This is a genomic window from Blautia intestinalis, from assembly GCF_014297355.1.
GTDB classification, from domain to species: domain Bacteria; phylum Bacillota; class Clostridia; order Lachnospirales; family Lachnospiraceae; genus Blautia_A; species Blautia_A intestinalis.
Genome location: NZ_JACOQE010000005.1, coordinates 66484 through 86393 on the forward strand (window position 1 = coordinate 66484; position 19910 = coordinate 86393).

The window sequence follows — 19910 nt, forward strand, 5'->3', positions numbered from 1 at the left end:
AACAGGTAGTTACGTACCCGAACTGGCGGAGTTTTGTTATTTGTTATTTTTTGCGGCGTTTGAGGCAGATTCCTCCACCGATCACTGCAATCGCAGCAATAAGAAGAACTACAAAAATTCCAATCGGTGTGTTATCACCGGTTTTTACGGAGTTTGTTGTCTGGGTTGATTTCGTTGGAGTAACTGATGAAGTTGGAGTCGGAGTATTCTTCGTGATTTTTTCTTTTATTTCTTCCTCTTCTGTATCCTCATCTTCATCCTCCGCACGCTCCTGATTTACAAGTGTAACACTGGCCACCTTATTGCTTTCATTAAATGTAATGCTTTCCGTGTCCACACTCAAATCATATTCGAAGCTGTCTGCATTCCCCACTGGATTTCCGTCTGCATCAACTTCTGTCACATATAATGTCGTTGAACCACTGTCTGCTATGGCAACTTTTATCTGTGCATCTGCTGATGAATTTACATTCAGGTTCAGTGGAACAATATTCTGAGAAACCTGGTCAGAAAGTTTTGTATAATCTTCGTCTGCAAAAATTCCTGCATAGAAAGTTTCAGCGCTGTTCTTATCCTCACCATCACTGCTTTTCAGCTGTTTTGTAAGATTCAGAAGTGCTTCTTTATAGAAACCATCCGGGAATTTTACAAATCTGTTTTCAAACTCGACAGCTTTGTTTCCACCATTCGAACCTATTTCGACACTGTTTCCGTTGCTGAACATTGCCGCATATGTCGTTCCGTCTGCTGTCTGTCCTTTCAGATAATTTACACCATCCACTGTACACTCACCAATATAATAAGTTGTGTCTACTGCAAGATCTGTAAATGTTACTGTCGATACAGAGTCCATTTTGAACGTGAGCGCTTTCACATCGGACACTCTCTGTGTACAGCCTTCATCGGCATAAAGAGCAACATAGAATGTTTCTTCTGCTGCAAGAATATCTTCACCTGCTACCGTTTTTAATCTCTTGGTTACAGAAATAGATGATGATACCGATTTTTCCTTGGCTGCATCCTTCATTGTGACTTTCTGTCCAACAGCAGCTCCTTCTGTTTCGCTGCTCACACTTCCGTTTTCTCCAACGGTAAATGTGATCGGGTCTGCTGTAAGATAGCCAAATGGAGCGCTTTCCTCTACCAACTGGTATGTTCCCGGTGACAGTTTTACTTTGTGCGCTTTTGCACTTCCATCTTCATTCTTGTCAAAAAACATGTATTATGCCTTCTGATTCAGTCTGGCTCAGTACTTTTCTTATCCTGACGGAAGCGGTTATTTCTCCTTTAACTGTTTCTGCAGAAGTTCTATTTGTTCCTGCAATTCATCTATTTTGCTCTGCTTTGTCTTTAGCTGTTTTTTCTGCTCGTCTATTGTTTCCGCACTTGTCTCTAGCTGCTTCTTCTGCTCGTCTATCGTTTCCGCACTTGTCTCTAGCTGCTTCTTCTGCTCGTCTATTGTTTCCTGCATTTCATCCACCATATATTTTACTGTGTTTCGGTCAAGTATTTTTAATTCCTCTGAAAATATTCCCATGACATCCTCCACATTCCGGCACATATTGTACATATGTTCATACATGGCTTTGAATTCGGGATATTCCGTGATCAGTCCGATGATCTGCTCCGGTTCATCTGTACTCAGGAAAGTAAGCCATGCGTCCAATTTGTTCTTTATACCTTTATATTGTACATTTTTGCGGAAGATGTCAAGTGGGATAAAAATATAATTTTGCAGAAGATTCATTTTTATTCCCGTGTCTGATTCCTGCTGAAACATATGTACATACTTATCAGAAAACTCTCTGAACATTTTCGGACTTCTGTCCATCAAGATGATCGTAAAAACTCCCTTTACATCTTTATATGTGAAATGTTCCTTCTTCTGGCTGCGCGCCATTTTATACTGACGCAACAACAGATCAGATGAATAGCAGGCGCTTCGCTCGCCGGGAAATGCATAACCGATTTTCTGCACTTCCACATTGCAATAAGTGCCATCTTCAAACCGCACCAGTATGTCCATGATCAGTAATGACTGCTCATCTGCGATCCGACTCGAATCTCCCGGCAGTATATCGATGATTTTTACCTTTCTCTGGAGCAAAACACTCAGGAAATCTTCCAGCCTCTCCGGCACTGTTTCCGGGTTCATGATCTCCTTGAAAAAAGAATCATACAGGATCTTTACACCACGAATCCCTGTGCAGAAATCGAGAAACTCCTGCCTTTCCGATTCTCTCCAGCTGTAAAATTTCTCTGTGAATTTTATGTTGTCCTGTATCTCTTTTAAAATCTCTTCCCGGCTCCTTATCATTGGGAAATAGTCTCTCAGATTTGATGTCATAGGCAGTTCTCGCTTTCTTTCGGTCTTTAATGGGATTTTGTTTCTGAATTGGGTTTATAGAATGCCCGAATGAGCATATAAGATTTAAGATAAAGACAGTGTAGCATGTTGTTTTCCCTGATTGCAAGAAAAATCGCTCGACATTTTATCTGCTATTATGACATGACCTGCATCGGGATTGCTTTCTCTGGCTCTCTTCCGATGCTTTTTTACATATTTACAGAAAAATCCGCCAGAATGGTTTCCCATCCTGACGGACTTTGTAGTTACTTATTGTTTCTTATTATTTTTTGCGACGTTTGAGGTAAATTCCTCCACCAATCACTACAATTGCAGCAATAAGAAGAATTACGAAAATTCCAATCGGTGTGTTATCACCTGTTTTTACTGCTTTTGTGGATGTTGCTCCAGTGATACATCATATTTGAAAGTTTCTTCATTTATCGGTTTTCCATCCTTATCAACCTCTGTCACATAGAAAGTCTTGGATGTTCCCTGTGCAATGGATACTTTAATCTGTGCTGTCATACTGGAACTGCCATTCAGATTCAGTGGAATAATATTCTGAGCCACATTCTCTGAAAGTTTTGTACATTCTTCATCATCAAAAATACCTGCATAGAATGTCTCGTCGCTGTTCTTTGCCTTACCTGTGCTGTCTTTAAACAGTTTGGTAATGCTCAGAACACCCTCTTTGTAGAAACCATCAGGGAATTTCATAAAGCGATTGTCAAAGTAAACTGCCTTACTTCCATTCGGAGTTTCTACTGTAACACTGTTTCCATCTGTAAACTGTGCTACATATTTTGTTCCTGCAACAACACCTCTCAGATAGCGAACGCCGTCTTTTGTACATTCACCTACATAATAGGTCTTGTTCGGTTCCACACCCTCAAATGTAACTGTTTCGGAAGTGGAATTCTTAAATGTAAGTGCTTTATATTGCTGTTTCGTTTTCTGCTATTGTTACTTTTACAGTTCCAGCTTCAGCATCTGTTGTTGCCTGTCCATTAATCGTCACATCGTAACCTGTCACATCATAATCGCTCTCGGTAAAGATAATCTCTGTCTTATCCGGTACATTTTCGATTGTCCATCTATATGGATCATCTGCTGTTCCTGTTCCGCTTGCGTTTTTCAGTGTGAATACATCTCCGTTGTAGGTGTTTGTAATCTGGAATCTGTCCGGCAGTCCTTTCACTCCGCTAAATACTTTTGTTACTTCAACGTTTCCAAGCTTATGCTCATATGTGTTCGTAAATACTGATGACGGAGATCGTGTCTTTGAATAGCCAGTAGTTTCTGGTGATTCCGCACGGTCCTTGCCTCATGCAGGATACCCTCCGTATATTTCTCCATAAGAGCCGATGCGTTGATTTTCTCTGCCTCATTTCTGGATTGTACAATACCGATGATCAGTGACACATAATAAAACCCCATCAGAAGAAACACACATATAAGTGCTCTACAGATATTCGGCACCTCTGCAATAGAAACCGGCCACACAGTCATTCCATAAACCGTCATATAAAACAGAACCGGTATCAGACAGATACGGCTCCATTTCCTGTCCGCCAGTCTGAATATCTGCAAAGGAACAGAGCTGCTGCCAGCACAATAATAATCAACAGCAACATGTTAAGCGACCTGTTCATATACACCGCCGGGTCAAAATTCATATAATCCACAATACCCGTCAGGATAAATGCCGTTGCCGTTCCCATTATCACTTTCCATTTTTGTTTCGTCAGCGGAAGAAACAGAAGCAAAAAAGCGAGCTGAAAAATCATAGATGACCGATAGATTAAAAATTCGTTCATATGATTTCATCTCCAAACGTATAAGCCATATATTTGTTCTGCAGCTCCGTCTTACGGCGCTTCGCAACCGGAATTTCTGTCCCGTTATCAAGCAGAACATGATTTTCTCTTATGCTCTTTATGTATTTCAGATTTACAAAAAATGATTTATGTGTCTGCACAAATTCCTTTTCATCTGCAAGCGGTGCAACCACCTCCTCAAAAGTTCCGTTACGTCTGCCTGCTTCGATCTTCCGTCCGCTTTGAAGGTTGTATCTTACATTTCTTCCTATATTTTCTACATAAGTAATGTCCATGACCGGAATCTTCTGCGGACCTTCATCACCCATGATATGTATATATTTCTGTGGTCTTGCATCATATAAAATCTTGGTCATATCGAGTGTTTTTTTCAGTTCTGTATACTCGACCGGCTTTAGCAGATATCCCAGTGCATGGATTCCAAAAGCATCCATTGCGTATTCTGTGGTAGACGAAGTATATATGACCATTGTCTCGTCGCCTTTTTTGCGGATTTCGCGTGCCAGACTGATTCCGTCCCGCTTCGGCATCACAATATCCGGTATCCGGACTTATATAGTTTCGGTCCCTTTAACCTTGTATCATCATTTTATTAAAAAAAGAACACCTTGTGTGAAAGAATAGACGAAAAATCTACGAAACTCTCTTTCAACAAGATGTTCTTCTATATTTATATCTGTTTTACATGGAAATCCATCCAAATGCGTTCGCCACGGAACTCAAAAGAATGATTACCGCAAAGATCGGGCAGAGATACCGGATCATAAAATTAAAGACTTTCTTTCTCTTAAATGTGCCTTCGCCATGCAGAACTTCTTCCTCGATCTTCTTCACACCGATCACTCTGGAGATCAGCAGACAGGTCGCAAATGCAGCGATCGGCATCATCACAGAGTTTGTCAGGAAGTCAAAGAAATCAAGGAACTGCATTCCGATGATCTTTACACAGGCAAGCGGTCCATATCCCAGGGAAGAAAGACTTCCGAGAACAAGCATGATCGCACCGACTACCAGTGTGGACTTCTGTCTGCACCATTTCAACTCATCCTGAAAGGTTGATACAGCACTTTCTGTCAGAGCAATCGAACTTGTCAGTGCCGCACAGAGTACCAGCACAAAGAATAAAATTCCGATCGGGGTGCCCAGTCCCATGCTTGCAAAGACTTTCGGAATCGTGATAAACATCAGGGACGGTCCTGCCTGCAGTGTATCCGGATCTCCGCCTGAGAATGCAAAGACTGCCGGAATGATCATCAGACCTGCCATGATTGCGATCGCTGTATCAAAGATTTCTACGTTTGTTGTGGAACCTTCAATGGATACGTCTTTTTTCATGTAGGAACCAAATGTTACCAGAATACCCATTGCGATTGAAAGTGAATAGAACATCTGTCCCATTGCTGCCACAACGGTCATCCATGAGAAATTCTCAATATTCGGTATCAGGAAATATTTTACACCTTTCAGTGCTCCCGGTCTTGTCACAGAATAAACTGCGATCAGAATGGACAGAAATACCAGAATCGGCATCATAAATTTCGAGACACGCTCAACACCGTTACGTACTCCTGCGTAAATGATTGCTACTGTGAATAATGCAAAAAGCAGAAAACAGATTTCCGTAGATACTCCGTTGGAAATAAATTCTGAGAAATATCCGTCTGTCGCAAGCTTCTGGCTGTTGCCCTTTACATATTCAATCAGGTATTTGATTACCCAGCCGCCGATTACTGAGTAATACGGCACGATCAGAATCGGAATGATCGCGTTGATCCAGCCGCCGAATGACAGCCATTGAGATTTGCCGAATTTGGCAAAAGCACCGACCGGACTTTTCTTCGTCATTCGTCCAAGCGCTGTCTCCGCCACGATCATTGAATAACCAAATGTCAGTGCCAGAATAATGTAGATCAGTAAAAAAATACCGCCTCCGTATTTTGCCGCCAGGTACGGGAATCTCCAGATATTTCCCAGACCGACGGAAGCTCCGGCTGCGGATAGTACAAATCCAAGTTTGCCGGAAAACGTGCTTCTCTCATGATGATGTTTTTCCATAAATCAGCCCTCTCCTGTGATTATTTGATTCTCTTTAATTCGTATTCTCTGGTTCCAAGTCCGACTTTTTCTGCCTGGTCAAGAGTTGCTTTCCATTCGATGTTTGGATTGGAATCTTTGAAATGGTCATGGTGACAATGCCATCCAGGCTCTGCCAGATGTTCTCCAAGCTGACTGTCTGCAATCGGTGTTGCTTTCAAGCAGGCATCTGCACATGCCTGATCCAGTGCAACCGGGTCAAAACTTGCAAACATTCCGATATCCGGAAGAATTGGTGCATCATTCTCTCCATGGCAGTCGCAGTTCGGACTGATATCCTGAACCAGTGCAATATGGAAATGCGGACGTCCATGACAGACTGCCTGTGCATATTCTGCCATCTTACGGTCAAGAAGTTCGTTTGCACTGCTGTTTGGATTGTATACTGCATCAAAACTGCAGGCTCCGATACAACGGCCGCAGCCTTTGCATTTATCATAATCGATCACTGCTTTTTTGTTTACATATGTAATCGCATCACTGCCGCATTCTTTTGCACAGCGACGGCAGCCACGACAGACTTCTTCGTTGATCGCTGGTTTTCCGCTTGAATGCTGCTGCATCTTTCCTGCACGGCTTCCGCAGCCCATACCGATGTTTTTAAGTGCGCCGCCGAACCCGGTGGCTTCATGTCCTTTAAAATGAGTCAGACTGATAAAAATATCTGCATCCATGATCGCATGTCCGATAAATGCGCTCTTACAATATTCTCCATTTACAACAGGAACTTCTACTTCATCAGTTCCACGGAGTCCGTCGCCAATGATAATCTGACAGCCTGTCGTAATTGTATTAAATCCATTGAGGTTTGCACAGTCCAGATGTTCCAGTGCATTTTTTCTACTTCCCGGATACAGTGTATTGCAGTCTGTCAAAAACGGCATACCACCCTGCTCTTTACACAGATCTGCTACTACTCTGGCATAGTTCGGACGAAGGAACGCCATATTTCCCAGCTCGCCAAAATGCATTTTGATCGCTACAAATTTTCCGTCCATGTCAATATCTTTGATGCCGGCTGCGATACAGAGTTTTTTCAGTTTGTCAAGCTGGCTGGTTCCGACCGGGCAGCGGAAATCCGTAAAATAAACTGTAGGTTTTTCCATTTTAATTCCTCCTGAGAGTTTTATATGTTTATAAAAGATTATCTCTTTTATACTTCATAAAGTCAAGAGGCGCTTTTATACCGGCTTGCAGGTGCATCCGATTCCGAGGCCATCCGGACCGATATGGCAGGACAGGCCGAAGGAAAGCTTGTCGCACATAACTTCCATTCCCGGAAAACTTTCCCGGATCTGGTTTACCCATTCTTCTGTCACTTCATCGTTACTGCTGGATGCCGCCATCAGGTATACTTCCCCTGCTGCATATTCTTTCGCAAAATTTGTCTCCAGTTCTTCCTTCATTGCATCGATCATGACCTTACGTGACTTTTTAAGTCCACGGCATTTCTGATAAGTGTCAAGTTTTCCCGTGCTGAAATGCATGACAGGTTTGATATTCAGGACATTTGCCGCCAGTGCGGTTACGGAACTGATTCTTCCGCCTTTTTTCAAATATTCCAGTGTGCTGAGACCGATGTAGATGGTCATTTTTTCTCTGCTTTCCTCCAAAATCTTCTTGATCTCGGCTGCGCTGTATCCTTTTTCCACCATCTCTACTGCGTCAAGGACAGAACGGTGCATTGGTGTCGCCACACGGCCATTATCAACGACAAATACCTTTCCGGCAAATGCATCATCATTTGCCATTGCCGCTGCTGCCATACAGGAACCACTCAGTGCGCTGCTGAGAGGAATATAGACGATTTCCTCGTATTCTTTCAGCATTTCTTTCCACATATCAATAACTTCTGCCGGGGACGGCTGTGAAGTGGACACATCCACGCCCTTTCGAAGCATATCATAAAATTCCTCCCGGGATAGATCTACTCCTTCACGATAAAGTTTCTCTCCGATATAAAAAGGCATCGGAAGAACTCTGATACCGAGTCGTTCCGCTTCTTCCGGTAAAATTCCGCTGTGGCTGTCTGTCATGATTCCTGTTTTTTTCATATTGTTTCTGCTCCTTTGTATTTCCACTGTTCAAACTTCTTATAATGACTTGATGATCGGCATTACATAATCGATCATTTCTTCCGGTGTTTCTTTCATTTCATCCATGATCCAGCGCCTGGATACGCCATCCAGCACGCAGAGTTTTACAACCCATCCATATTTCTCTGCCATATTCAGGTCCGCGGACTCGACGGCTTTACGTTTTTCATGGATTTTTTCTCCGAGGCGTTTCGTAAAAAGATCCATATTCAGACCGCGGATTGCCCACATTTCTTTATAATTCAATGATATCTGATAAAAATAATTAAACAGATATTTCCGCAGTTTACGTTCGTCTGTCGTGTCAAGCATCGGCAGGAACTCGATATTTAATTTCTCTGCAGTCGCATCTGCGATACTGTCCAATACCTCCGAAATAGATGCAAAATTTCTGTAAAAAGAAACCCTCGCTACTTTCGCTTCCTGCACAATGTCTGTCACGGTGATATCCAGATAGGATTTCTGTGTCATAAGACGAAGCAAAGCCTGCTCTATCTCACTTTTTGCGGAATGATTTTCTTTTTTGTTCATGATCTGCCTTTCCCAGAACTTAACATCCGGTTATTTATATAGTTATACAATTTCTATAATCGTATATTCTGCTTCATATATGTTACATTTTGTTTCATCAAAGAATTGTATTGTATCACCATGTAAAGGAACTGTCAATAAATTAGCAGATCTGCAGGAAAACAAAACCCTGCCGGATGATTATATACATTAATCATTCAGCAGGATTTCTTATGTTTACAAGAAAAAGCATCGGTTCAGCTGTGCCCTTGCTGTTTCCGATGCCATTTTGTAATAATTTGCCCAGTAACTTGCATCGATTCATAATCGACATTAAGAAACCCGATGCTTCTTGACTGGATTTCAACAATAATTGGCATCGGATCCCTGAAAATTGCCATGTCCCGATTCATCCAACCTGTCCGCGCCGCACTGTATCTGAAATCTTCCCTAAATAATATCGCTCGACCTTTTTCGACAATTATATAGAACTGTATGTGCTATACTTTCCATAATTTAATATATTTACCCAGGTAGCTGGGGGACGTGCTCTTCTCTTAATCCGAGCACCTTACGGAGGAGGTGAAGTTTATGAGCGATTACGAGACATTTATGATTATTTTAACTATTTCTAATCTAATTGTAGCTATACTTACATATGCCCATAAAAAATAGCCGTCCTAATCTTTGGCGAGAATTGACAGCTATTTTTTACTAATCTTATTTCGCCGGATTGGGTGACCAGCACTCACCTTCCAGCTCCCTTGTTAAACATATTATATGCTACTGCTTTATTTTTTTCAATCAATTCTTTAATTGAATTTATACAGGGAGAATCTTTAGTTACTGCGAACGGAGTGAACACAATCTTTAAACATGCTCGACCTTTCTATCCCATACACATCATTTCTCCGCGCTTTCAGAAGCGGAAGCTGTTCGCGGATTTCATTTTCGTAATCAAGATCTGCTTCACAGATCAGAATACCCTCTTTTTCATCAAGCATGTCCACGACTCTGCCCCATGGATCTGTGAATATGGAATGTCCCCATGAAATGTAGGAAGCCGCCGGATCGCGGGTCGGTGCACATCCCAGCATATAAATCTGGTTGTCCAGTGCACGGGCGCGGAAAGAAAGCTCCCAGTGTGCCGGTCCGGTCGTCATATTGAATGCTGCCGGCACAAAAATCATCTTCGCTCCGTCATTTACCATCATACGTGCAAACTCCGGAAAACGGATGTCAAAACAGATCATCACACCCATCCTGCCAAACTCTGTCTCGAAAACAGTTCCACTGTTTCCGGCAGTCAGCGTATCAGATTCTTTAAAACTCTGCCCACCTTTTACATCAATATCAAACAGATGTGTCTTTCTGTGCTTTCCAATCTGTACACCCTGCCGGTCAAAAATATAGCAGGTATTATATACGCGGCCTTCGTCGTCTTTTTCCGGAACGGAGCCTGCTACCAGATAAATATTATATTCTTTCGCATATGCAGAAAGAGCTTTCCACACCGAACCGCCCTCTTCTTCTGCGTATTCCGGGAATTTTTCCGTCTGGTACGGACAGCAGAACATCTCGGGTAACACGACAAAGTCAACTTTCTGTGCTTTAATCTGTTCCAGATAATGTCTGACTGCCTTTATATTTTCCATCTTATCTTCTACTGTCGGCATCTGAATCGCCGCTGCACGAAATTTATTCATCTTACATATCCACTTTCAATACTTTACACACGCTATCCAATACATACCTCGCCGACAATGTCCATGGAAAAATATTCTTTCATCTCACGGAGATCGCCGGTCTGCCCAAGTACCCACATAAGCTTTGTCATGGCGGCTTCCGTAGTCATATCATATGCCTGAATCACGCCCTTCTCCAGTGCGAGGCGACCGGTTTCATATACAGACAGATTACTGCCCTCATAACGACACTGACTTCCGGCAAGCACCAGCATTCCTTTCTCGATAACTTCGCCGACCTTTCCTGTGAAATCATTTTTCAGGAAAGGCATTCCTCCCAGTCCGAATCCCTCAATATAGACAGCTTTATATCCTTTTTCATAATACATATCCAGTATCTCCGGACTGATTCCCGGATAAAGCTTCAGCAGTGCAACCTTGTCTGAATACGCTGTCTGTGGTTTGAAGATTCCTTTTTTCTCTACAAGATTTTTCTCAAAAACGCGCAGTCCCAGTGAACTGATTTCTCCGACATATGGATAATTAATGCTTTCAAACGCATCAAAGCTCATTGTACGGACTTTGGACGCACGGCATCCGAGCATCACCTTACGGTTGAATGCAACAAAAACTCCCGGATATCCGCTGGCTGCCATATGGATTCCACACCGACAGTTTTCCAACGCATCTGCAACCGGATTGGCGATAGAAAGCTGGCTTCCTGTCACAACTACCGGAATCGAAATATTCTGCAGCATAAAAGACAGCATCGCAGACGTATAGGCCAACGTATCGGTACCATGAATCACCACAATCCCATGATAATCATAACTTCTTCTTGCGATGAGTGTTGCAAGTCCGGTCCAGTCTTCCGGTCCGATATTGGAACTGTCAAGTGAGCAGAAATCCTCTGTTTCCAGCTCCAGATTTTTGGAAACCATACGCAGTTCCTCCAGCATATCGCCACTGCTCATTCCCGGAACAAGCCCCTTGGAGCTCTTTACAGAAGAAAGCGTCCCTCCTGTATTTATGATCAGAATTCTCTTTGGCATATCTGAACCTCCATCATTTGTCATATTTTAACCAACTGTATTATTTCTCCGGTACGATTTCCAGCCAGTATCCGTCCGGATCTGTGATAAAGTAAATGCCCATTGCCGGATTTTCGAAGCAGATGCATCCCATTTCTTCATGCTTCTTATGAGCTGCTTCCATGTCATCTGTCGTAAATGCAAGATGGATCTCGTTATCACCGGGATCATAATTCTCCTGTATAATACTTTTTATTTATCTTCTTTTAATAATGTTTCGACAACTGTTTTGAAATCATACAGTTTATCAATATACTCATGAATAATAGTCTGACAATGCTCTTTCACAATCACACCATTAATGAAAAACAGTTTGTACAAGTATCATGTACAGCACCGTTCCCCCACCGATACTGAGAAGTGTGTTCTTTTTCCATTTATGGATCCATACGATAAACAAAATCGCGATTGCCTCCGGCAGCCCATGTGTGCTGCTCGCCGGCACATCCTTGAGGCAGTAGATCACAAGAAGACCAATTGCCGCATAAGGAAGAACCGTCCCCAGATATTTAACAAACTCCGGTGGATTTTTTCCTTCCGGAAAGATAATAAACGGTATAAAGCGTGTTGCCATCGTTCCGAGAACAACTGCCGCGATCGTAATGATTGCCTGTGTTGTTGTCATTGTCATTTCGCCTCTGCCTCCATCGTTTTCCTGCTGACTTTGCGTTCCGCGGTAAAACAGATGATGATAAATACCATTGCCGGAACAATGAAGTTACTGCTTCCAAAAATCAACAGACAGATTGCCGAACAAATTAGTCCCACCAGTGCCGGGCGGTGATCCTTTGTCTCTTCCCACTGATTCAGAAACATAACGACAAAAAGGGCCGTCATAACAAATTCAATTCCGGTTGTATCAAAATGGATCACATATCCAAGCAGTGCGCCTGCAGTAGCGGCAAATACCCAGTAGATCTGGTTTAACAGATTGACAAAAAACATAAACCAGCCACGATCCACATCATCCGGCGGCGTCACAGTGCAGTTAACCGTAAACGATTCATCACACATACCAAAAATCAGATAAAATTTCTTCCAGCCGGTGTTCTTATATTTGTTCAGCATGGAAAGACCATAAAATAAATGTCTGGCATTGACCATCAGTGCCAGAAAGAATGCTGCGACCGGACTGAAGGCTGACAGCAATAGATTCGATGTTACAAATTCCATAGAACCCGCAAAGATAAACATACTCATAAAAAACGGATACCATACGGAGAAACCCTTACTCTGCATCATAAATCCATAGGACATACCCAGAAAAAGGAATCCTATACCTATAGGAACCGTATATGGAAATGCGGCTTTGAATGCTTTTTTCTTCATTTGCAAAATTACTCCTTGACATTTCATATGTATGTGTATATATTTTATATATAAAATTTTTATATATAATTATTTTATATATTATTAATGGAGGTGATCGGATGTATTATCCCGTCTCAGCATTACTTATCGAGTTTTTGATTCTGTCCGTGGTCGATACGCAGGATTCCTACGGATACGAGATCAGCCAGACCGTCAAAATCGTAGCTGACATCAAAGAATCAACACTCTACCCCATTTTGAAAAAGCTCGAGAAGAACGGTTATCTGACAACATACTCTCAGGAATTTCAGGGACGTAAACGCAAATATTATTCTATCACTGATTCCGGCAAACAACAACTGTTGTATCTGCATGAAGAATGGAGTTCGTACAGAAATACCATTGACGGAATCGTCGAAGGGAGGATTCGAAATTGACCAGAGAAGAATATATGGCAAAATTGAAAAAATATCTTCGTAAACTTCCCAAACAGGATTATGAAGATGCGATTGAATATTTTAATGAATATTTCAGTGATACAGATGAAGCCGGACAACAAAAGCTGATGGAAGAACTCGGCACTCCGAAAGAAGCAGCCGCAGATCTGATGTACAATCTGCTTGACCGCAAGATTCAGGAACAAGATACCACCAATGAGGATAATAAAAAGAACAAAAAAGGAATCACTTTACTTGCTGTTCTTGCAATCCTGTCCACACCTGTGACTGTCCCGCTTTTTATTGCAATGCTTGCAGTCCTGCTGGCTGTTGCAATCTGCGTGGTCTGCGTGATCATCTCTGATTTCATCGCTGCCCTCAGTGTGTTACTGATTGGCGGAAAATTGTTACTGCGTGGGTTAGTTTCTTTCCCGTATTCCCTCTCAGGAGCTTTGATGATCACGGGATGTGGTTTACTTGGAATCGGCTGTTCACTCCTTCTGTATATCCTCGGCATCTACCTCTGCAAATGGATGGGTATTCTTCTGGTAAAACTGGCACAGTGTCTGGCAAGAAAGAGAGGTAAAAATCATGAAAAAAACAAATAAACGTTTACTGGCTGCCGGTGGTATTTTCTGTGCTGTCGGAATCCTTTTCTTTGGTGTCGGTGTTGCATCCGGCGGCAGAAACTACGTAAAAACGGCGGACCTGAACCGTATCAGCGGAGCCGCAATGATGGATTCCAGCGACAGCCATGCCATCTTAAGCAAAACAGAAATCAATGCTTTTTCTTCTCTGAACATTGATCTTAAAAATATTGATCTGGACATTCAATCATCTGATGACGACAACTTCTATATCTCTTATAATATTGAAACAAATGACGGAATGCTTCCGCTTTCTTATCAGGTACAGAACGGTGCATTAAATATTGTTGAGAAAAAGGGCCACGAATCCTATTCCTATATTCATATTGATATTAATTTTCTTCAGGAAATGCTCGGTCAGAGCCATGTAATTGAAAACTCCAATAAAGTAACTGTTTATATTCCGAAGAAAACCGACCTGAGTAGTTTTTCCTGCAAGATGGGATACGGTGATATGAATGTAGAGTCTGTGAATGCTCAGAAGGCAGTGATTCAAAACGACGACGGCGACGTTACAATTTCAGGATGTTCCTTTGAAAATCTGGAACTCAGCACAGATCTTGGCAATCTGAATATCAAAGACACTGCCCTTACTGACAGTCAGATAAAGACGATGGATGGCGATGTAAATGCCGAGAATGTCTCTTTCAATGGAAAAAGTACCTTTAACAGTAGTCTCGGGGATATTACCCTCAGTATTCCGGAAAAAAATCTCACTTCACTTTCCATACAGGCTGAAGCAAGCGATATTGATATTCCGGAGAAGTTTGGCAGCGTTATGACTGATGAAGATGACAATCAGCTCGTCACCTCTGAGAAGAAAACTCAGAATTCCCTGCAGCTGCAAAACACCGACGGTGAGATCCGAATCACCGCATATTAGTATCATTCTCACATATCCGGAAATAAAATCTCCCTGTACTCTGTTTCACCACAGAATACAGGGAGCTATCATTTCCAGACTTCTCTCAGGCAACTTTACGAAGTGCCTCACAGGTTCTGTTATATTCTTTTTCTACTTCTGCAAAAAGATCTTCATAGCCATCCATGCTTCCGGCACGGAGCAGTTCGGTCAGATCCTTACTTGACGGATACAGATTGTCAAATCCAAGATTCAGGCAGACACCTTTTAAGGTATGTGCCGCACGGAAAGCGGTCTCTACATCTTTTGAATCTAAAGCATCTTTCAGATTCTGAAAACTTGGATCATCCAGAAATTTCAGTGCAAATTTCTGGACAAGTTTCTCATTTACCAGTCTGCTCAACACAGCATCAAAATCTAATCCTAATTCATCATAGCATTCTCTGATTGTCATAATCCTTCTCCTATTCTAAATATTTTCTCCGCATTTCACTCAGAATCTGGGTTTTTCCCCCCCCCTTGAAAAATCGACAAATTCATCATTTTCAAAATTGGAATATTCTTTTTCCATGTTTTTTGATACTACATCCATAAAATCTTCTTTTACATTCTCAAACTCTTTGAGTTCTGCCTTCTTTTCCCGTTTCTTAAACGGATTATCTTCCGGTATGCCGGTCTTCATCTTACGTTTGATTCGATCCTGAATATCAAGCAGACACTCCAGAAGAATCGGGTTAAAACATCCACATTCTCCATTCGTGATCATTTCTATCGCTTTTTCATGTGAATATGCTTTCTTATATACACGTTCACTAACAAGCGCATCATATACATCTGCCAGAGAAACTACCTGTGCAGAGATCGGGATCTCATCACCTTTCAGTCCATCCGGATAGCCCTTACCATCATATCGCTCATGATGCCATCTGCAGATCTGGTAAGCGACTTTCATCAGTTCTTCATCCTGATAACTTCCCATGTTTTCAAGAATTGATGCGCCAATAATCGTATGATTCTGCATGATCTTGAACTCTTCATCTGTCAGCCTGCCAGGCTTATTGAGGATCTTGTCATCAATACCGATCTTACCGATATCATGCAATGCCGAAGCCGTCGTGATCAGAAGACGTTCTGACCAGCTGAGATCATATTTATCTGTATGCTGTACCAGACTTTCAAGAAGCATTCCTGTAAATATATTGATATTTAAAACATGACTGCCACTCTCTCCATTACGGAACTCAACTATCTGACTCAGAATACCGACCATCATACGGTTATTCTTTTCTTTCTCATATACCTGATTGGTGATCAGTGCGATCAGTCGTCTTTGTTTCGCATAAAGCTTGATTGTATTATATACTCTCCGGTGTACAACACCTGCATCAAATGGACGGTTGATATAATCTGAAACACCCATTTCATAAGCTCTTCGAACAGTCTCTGTCGAATCTTCACTGGAAATCATAATAACCGGGATATCTTCCAGATAATGGTGATGATTCATATAATTCAGGACACCAAATCCATCCATGCCCGGCATAACAATATCCAGAAGCACAAGTGAAATACCTGTTTCATACTTACGAAGCATATCAATACATGTGTCTCCGCTGTCAGCCTCTATAATATCGTATTCCTCATTTAAAATCTCCGACAGGATCTCCCGGTTCATCTCGGAATCATCCACGACCAGAATCCGGTATTTGTATGCTTTTGATCCATTATTATTTGCACTTTCCTGTTGCTCCTTCAGTTGTTCATCATGTTCGGTGACAACCATGTTTTTACAGGTTTTGGCCTGATACATAAACTGATCCGCCTTACGGATTGCCTTCTCAACCGTGCTTCCGCTGCCGGACAGTACGCCTCCGATACTTACCGATAAACGAAGCTGTGAATATCCCGGTACTTTGGAGGAATGGATCTTTCCCTGTATCTGATTCAGTTTGTCTGCAAATGCCTGTTCCCCGATATCCGGCATAACAAGCAAAAACTCATCCCCTCCCATACGGATCAGCATATCTGTCCGTCGGACGTTATCCTTAATAATACCAACTACCGTTGTAAGTGCAAGGTCACCTGCATCATGGCCGAATGTGTCATTGTAGATCTTGAAGTCATCAAGATCGATCATTGCCACACCGGCAGACATATTAGAATTTCGGATACGCTCTTCGTAATAACGTCTGTTATAAATTCCTGTCAGTGCATCGGTATACAGTTCACGATTGTAACCGGAAAGCTGTTTGATAAGTTCATTCCTTCCATCCTCATCCATGACCGCATCTGCATTCATCTGATTGATGAGTTCCATGACATAAGGTTTCCCGTCAATCTCTACATACTTCGAAATTACCTGATATATATTGGAATCCAGATATTCAAGTTTCAGCTGCTCATTTTTTTTACGAAATGCGTCTCTGGAAGTACAGTTCTTACAGTTGTCTCCCTTCTTCCAAAAAGAATAACATTTACACGGAAATCCCTCTGCATCTGTGACATCCTTTATATTTCCCGTTTCAAGAGTTTCTTCATCGAGCAAACGTACTACGTCAAATACCTTACTCAGTTCCCTTATCATTACTTCTGATTCCTGCTGTGTCATCGCAGTACTTTGATTCATCTATTCATATCCTTCCTGCAACAGACAGATATCTGCCTGTTATAATCGTTTTCCGTTCACTGTATAATAATATCTATTATATCATTCCGTGATTTCCGCGTAAAGTTTTATCTTCACAACACTAACGTAAAAAATTACATTTGATTTCTATTTGCAGGTTATATTAAATATATACAAAATATCATGGATATTTTTATCGTTTTTGTACGAATTTTCTTTTTTTATTCAAATATGCTTGCTTTTTTCTGTAAACAAGTGTATAAATGAATTAAGATGTTTTTGGGAATGTTCCCAATTAAATATTTTCTTTATTTTAAGTACGGAATTTTAAAAGAAAATATTTTTTTACTATTTTTTGGGAATGTTCCCATTAAAAAGAAAGGAGAAATCTCATGAAGAAAAAATTACTCTCTATCCTTCTTACTGCTGCTATGGCAACTTCTGTTATAAGCGGCACTGCTCTCATTGTAAATGCGGACTCTGAGGGCGATCTTTCCGGAAAAACTTTTGCGATCGTAATCCGAAATTCCGGAAACCCATATGCTGAAAAAGAGGCCGACGGTTTCAGGCAGGTTATTGAGGCAGCCGGAGGAGAATGTATTATCAAATCCCCTGAAAAAGCAACCGCTGATGCCCAGATTCCTCTGATTCAGTCCCTGATCTCTCAGGAAGTTGATGCCATTGCCATTGCAAGTAATGACGTGAACGCACTGACAGCCTGCCTTCAGGATGCCATGAACGAAGGTATCAAAGTATTATCTCTTGATTCCAACGTTGTTCCGGAAGCACGCCAGACTTTTGTAAATCAGGCAGGTGTTAACGAAATCGGTCAGGCTCTCGCTGATGCAGTATATGATATCTCCGGTGGTTCAGGTGAATTCGCAATTCTTTCCGCAAGCAGCCAGTCTGCAAACCAGAATTCATGGATTGATGCTATGAAAGCTGTTATGGAAGATGATAAATACAAAGATCTGGATCTCGTTGAAGTTGCTTACGGTGATGATGAGCCACAGAAATCTACCGACCAGACACAGGCTCTTCTGTCCAAATACCCGGATCTGAAGGTTATCTGCTCCCCGACTACTGTTGGTATCAACGCAGCAGCCAAAGTTATTCAGGACAGCGAATCCCCTGTTAAACTCACAGGTCTTGGACTTCCTTCCGAAATGTCTGCATATATCGGCGATGATGACAGTTCACCATGTCCATACATGTTCCTCTGGAATCCGGAAGATGTAGGAAAGCTTTCTGCATACACAGCTATTGCACTTGTTGACGGAACGATCACCGGTGCCGTTGGTGATACCTTTGATGCAGGTGATATGGAAAACAGTCCATATACAATTCAGGAATGCTCCGACGGTGGTTCTGAAATCATCTTAGGACCTCCATACAAATTCGATCCTTCCAATATTGACGAATGGAAAGATGTTTATTAAAATCAGATTATACTCAAACAGGCGGCGGTAAATATGTTGAGATTAAGACAGGACATTACGCTTTTTCCGGGCGGACGCAAAAAAGCATTTACATTAAGTTCAGATGATGGAATCACACAGGATATACGTCTTACTGAGCTGATGCGTAAATATGGAATCAAAGGAACTTTTCATCTGAATTCCGGTCTGATGGGTGACCGTGACTGGCTGATACAGCCGGGTATCGATGTCAGCCATTACAAGCTCCGGAGAGATGAAATAAAGGAAGTCTATGATGGATTTGAAATTGCAGTCCATACAATGACACATCCCGACCTGACTACCGTTCCTTCTTCCATGGCAGCCTGGGAAATATCCGAAAATAAGAGAGATCTGGAAGCTCTGACCGGACATCCCATTTCAGGTATGTCATATCCGTTCGGAACTTATAACGATTCCGTTTTGGAAACGGTGCGAATTTGCGGAATACTTTACTCCCGAACAGTCATTACTACTGATACTTTCCGTTTGCCTGAGAATTTTCTCACCTGGCATCCTACATGTCACTACTGTGCCGACAACCGTATGGAGCTTGCAGAGAAATTTCTGGAGGAAAACGCAGATGAAAAATATCTTTCACCTTCCCTCTTTTATGTCTGGGGACATGCATACCAGCTGGATGCCTACCATGACTGGGAGGGACTCGAAAGCTTCTTCAAAAAGCTCGGAAACAGAGAAGATATCTGGTATGCTTCAAACATAGAAATCTGTCAGTATATTCTTGCAGTCAGAAGTCTTGTATATTCTTCTACCGGAGATTACATTTTTAATCCAACCTGCACAGATGTATGGCTTATGATCGATGGCAGACCATATCAGATTCCTTCCGGAAAAACAGTTTCTATCCCCTGGAAACATACTAATGACTGATAAGGAGAATCGATT

Annotated in this window: 23 protein-coding genes and 1 pseudogene; 5 read left to right on the forward strand and 19 right to left on the reverse strand. The window is 41.9% G+C overall.

The genetic code is table 11. The features are described from left to right. Positions 1-43 precede the first annotated feature (43 nt). From H8Z79_RS09955 to H8Z79_RS10035, 17 genes and pseudogenes are all read right to left on the reverse strand, one after another. Positions 44-1219 (reverse strand): prealbumin-like fold domain-containing protein, encoded by a 1176-nt coding sequence (locus tag H8Z79_RS09955; protein WP_187002831.1) that lies wholly within the window; start codon positions 1217-1219, stop codon positions 44-46. A 57-nt stretch (positions 1220-1276) separates the two neighbouring features. Further along, on the reverse strand, positions 1277-2347 hold the full coding sequence (locus H8Z79_RS09960; RefSeq protein WP_118041129.1) for a PD-(D/E)XK nuclease family transposase: 1071 nt from the start codon (positions 2345-2347) through the stop codon (positions 1277-1279). Positions 2348-2630: 283 nt separating this feature from the next. Then, positions 2631-2762 carry an LPXTG cell wall anchor domain-containing protein gene (locus H8Z79_RS17435; RefSeq protein WP_118041203.1) on the reverse strand — a complete coding sequence of 44 codons (132 nt, stop codon included), beginning with the start codon at positions 2760-2762 and terminating at the stop codon, positions 2631-2633. After that, positions 2732-3235 carry a hypothetical protein gene (locus H8Z79_RS09970; protein ID WP_118041127.1) on the reverse strand — a complete coding sequence of 168 codons (504 nt, stop codon included), beginning with the start codon at positions 3233-3235 and terminating at the stop codon, positions 2732-2734. Before H8Z79_RS09970 ends, H8Z79_RS17435 begins: the two co-directional genes overlap by 31 nt. A 49-nt stretch (positions 3236-3284) precedes the next feature. Further along, complete coding sequence (locus H8Z79_RS09975) at positions 3285-3548, reverse strand: hypothetical protein (RefSeq protein ID WP_118041125.1); 264 nt, start codon at positions 3546-3548, stop codon at positions 3285-3287. 17 nt (positions 3549-3565) lie between these two features. Continuing rightward, positions 3566-3940, reverse strand: coding sequence for a hypothetical protein (locus H8Z79_RS09980; RefSeq protein WP_147349005.1), 375 nt, complete (start codon positions 3938-3940; stop codon positions 3566-3568). After that, on the reverse strand, positions 3892-4167 hold the full coding sequence (locus H8Z79_RS09985) for a hypothetical protein (protein ID WP_118041121.1): 276 nt from the start codon (positions 4165-4167) through the stop codon (positions 3892-3894). Before H8Z79_RS09985 ends, H8Z79_RS09980 begins: the two co-directional genes overlap by 49 nt. Continuing rightward, positions 4164-4721 (reverse strand): LytR/AlgR family response regulator transcription factor, encoded by a 558-nt coding sequence (locus tag H8Z79_RS09990; RefSeq protein ID WP_147349004.1) that lies wholly within the window; start codon positions 4719-4721, stop codon positions 4164-4166. The genes H8Z79_RS09985 and H8Z79_RS09990 overlap by 4 nt, the downstream gene beginning before the upstream one ends. Positions 4722-4869: 148 nt before the next feature. Further along, entirely contained in the window at positions 4870-6243 is a 1374-nt protein-coding gene (locus H8Z79_RS09995; RefSeq protein WP_118041117.1) for a sodium-dependent transporter, read from the reverse strand. 20 nt (positions 6244-6263) lie between these two features. Further along, positions 6264-7388 (reverse strand): DUF362 domain-containing protein, encoded by a 1125-nt coding sequence (locus H8Z79_RS10000; RefSeq protein ID WP_118041115.1) that lies wholly within the window; start codon positions 7386-7388, stop codon positions 6264-6266. A gap of 75 nt (positions 7389-7463) precedes the next feature. After that, positions 7464-8336, reverse strand: coding sequence for a DegV family protein (locus H8Z79_RS10005; protein ID WP_118041113.1), 873 nt, complete (start codon positions 8334-8336; stop codon positions 7464-7466). A gap of 39 nt (positions 8337-8375) precedes the next feature. Beyond that, the gene (locus tag H8Z79_RS10010) at positions 8376-8909 is read right to left on the reverse strand and encodes a TetR/AcrR family transcriptional regulator (protein ID WP_118041111.1); all 534 of its coding nucleotides are present in this window, start codon (positions 8907-8909) and stop codon (positions 8376-8378) included. Between the two features lie 818 nt (positions 8910-9727). Beyond that, on the reverse strand, positions 9728-10594 hold the full coding sequence (locus tag H8Z79_RS10015) for a carbon-nitrogen hydrolase family protein (protein WP_118041109.1): 867 nt from the start codon (positions 10592-10594) through the stop codon (positions 9728-9730). A gap of 32 nt (positions 10595-10626) precedes the next feature. Continuing rightward, positions 10627-11625, reverse strand: coding sequence for an asparaginase (locus H8Z79_RS10020; protein WP_015541629.1), 999 nt, complete (start codon positions 11623-11625; stop codon positions 10627-10629). Positions 11626-11665: 40 nt separating this feature from the next. Next, a pseudogene (locus H8Z79_RS10025) lies at positions 11666-11836 on the reverse strand (VOC family protein); the annotation flags it as partial. A gap of 126 nt (positions 11837-11962) precedes the next feature. Beyond that, positions 11963-12289: a branched-chain amino acid transporter permease gene (locus tag H8Z79_RS10030; RefSeq protein WP_118041201.1), complete on the reverse strand. Its 327-nt coding sequence runs from the start codon at positions 12287-12289 to the stop codon at positions 11963-11965. Positions 12290-12291: 2 nt separating this feature from the next. Next, a complete protein-coding gene (locus H8Z79_RS10035) occupies positions 12292-12993 on the reverse strand; it encodes an AzlC family ABC transporter permease (protein WP_118041107.1) in 702 nt (233 codons plus the stop codon). 101 nt (positions 12994-13094) lie between these two features. Here H8Z79_RS10035 and H8Z79_RS10040 point away from each other — a divergent pair, with 101 nt between their 5' ends. Genes H8Z79_RS10040 through H8Z79_RS10050 form a run of 3 tightly spaced genes read left to right on the forward strand, consistent with a single transcriptional unit; the run spans position 13095 to position 14942 of the window. Next, positions 13095-13412 carry a PadR family transcriptional regulator gene (locus tag H8Z79_RS10040; protein WP_015541611.1) on the forward strand — a complete coding sequence of 106 codons (318 nt, stop codon included), beginning with the start codon at positions 13095-13097 and terminating at the stop codon, positions 13410-13412. Further along, positions 13409-14020: a DUF1700 domain-containing protein gene (locus H8Z79_RS10045; RefSeq protein ID WP_225876959.1), complete on the forward strand. Its 612-nt coding sequence runs from the start codon at positions 13409-13411 to the stop codon at positions 14018-14020. The genes H8Z79_RS10040 and H8Z79_RS10045 overlap by 4 nt, the downstream gene beginning before the upstream one ends. Then, positions 14004-14942 (forward strand): DUF4097 family beta strand repeat-containing protein, encoded by a 939-nt coding sequence (locus H8Z79_RS10050; protein ID WP_015541610.1) that lies wholly within the window; start codon positions 14004-14006, stop codon positions 14940-14942. The genes H8Z79_RS10045 and H8Z79_RS10050 overlap by 17 nt, the downstream gene beginning before the upstream one ends. An 85-nt stretch (positions 14943-15027) precedes the next feature. On the opposite strand, the gene H8Z79_RS10055 is transcribed toward H8Z79_RS10050, so the two are convergent. Both H8Z79_RS10055 and H8Z79_RS10060 read right to left on the reverse strand, forming a co-directional pair. After that, complete coding sequence (locus tag H8Z79_RS10055) at positions 15028-15375, reverse strand: Hpt domain-containing protein (protein ID WP_015541609.1); 348 nt, start codon at positions 15373-15375, stop codon at positions 15028-15030. A gap of 39 nt (positions 15376-15414) precedes the next feature. Continuing rightward, positions 15415-17547 (reverse strand): diguanylate cyclase, encoded by a 2133-nt coding sequence (locus tag H8Z79_RS10060; protein WP_187002832.1) that lies wholly within the window; start codon positions 17545-17547, stop codon positions 15415-15417. Between the two features lie 392 nt (positions 17548-17939). Here H8Z79_RS10060 and H8Z79_RS10065 point away from each other — a divergent pair, with 392 nt between their 5' ends. Beyond that, positions 17940-18986, forward strand: a complete 1047-nt coding sequence (locus H8Z79_RS10065) for a substrate-binding domain-containing protein (RefSeq protein WP_015541607.1) — start codon at positions 17940-17942, stop codon at positions 18984-18986. Positions 18987-19019: 33 nt separating this feature from the next. After that, positions 19020-19895, forward strand: coding sequence for a polysaccharide deacetylase family protein (locus H8Z79_RS10070; protein ID WP_118039988.1), 876 nt, complete (start codon positions 19020-19022; stop codon positions 19893-19895). The last annotated feature ends 15 nt before the right edge of the window (positions 19896-19910 follow it).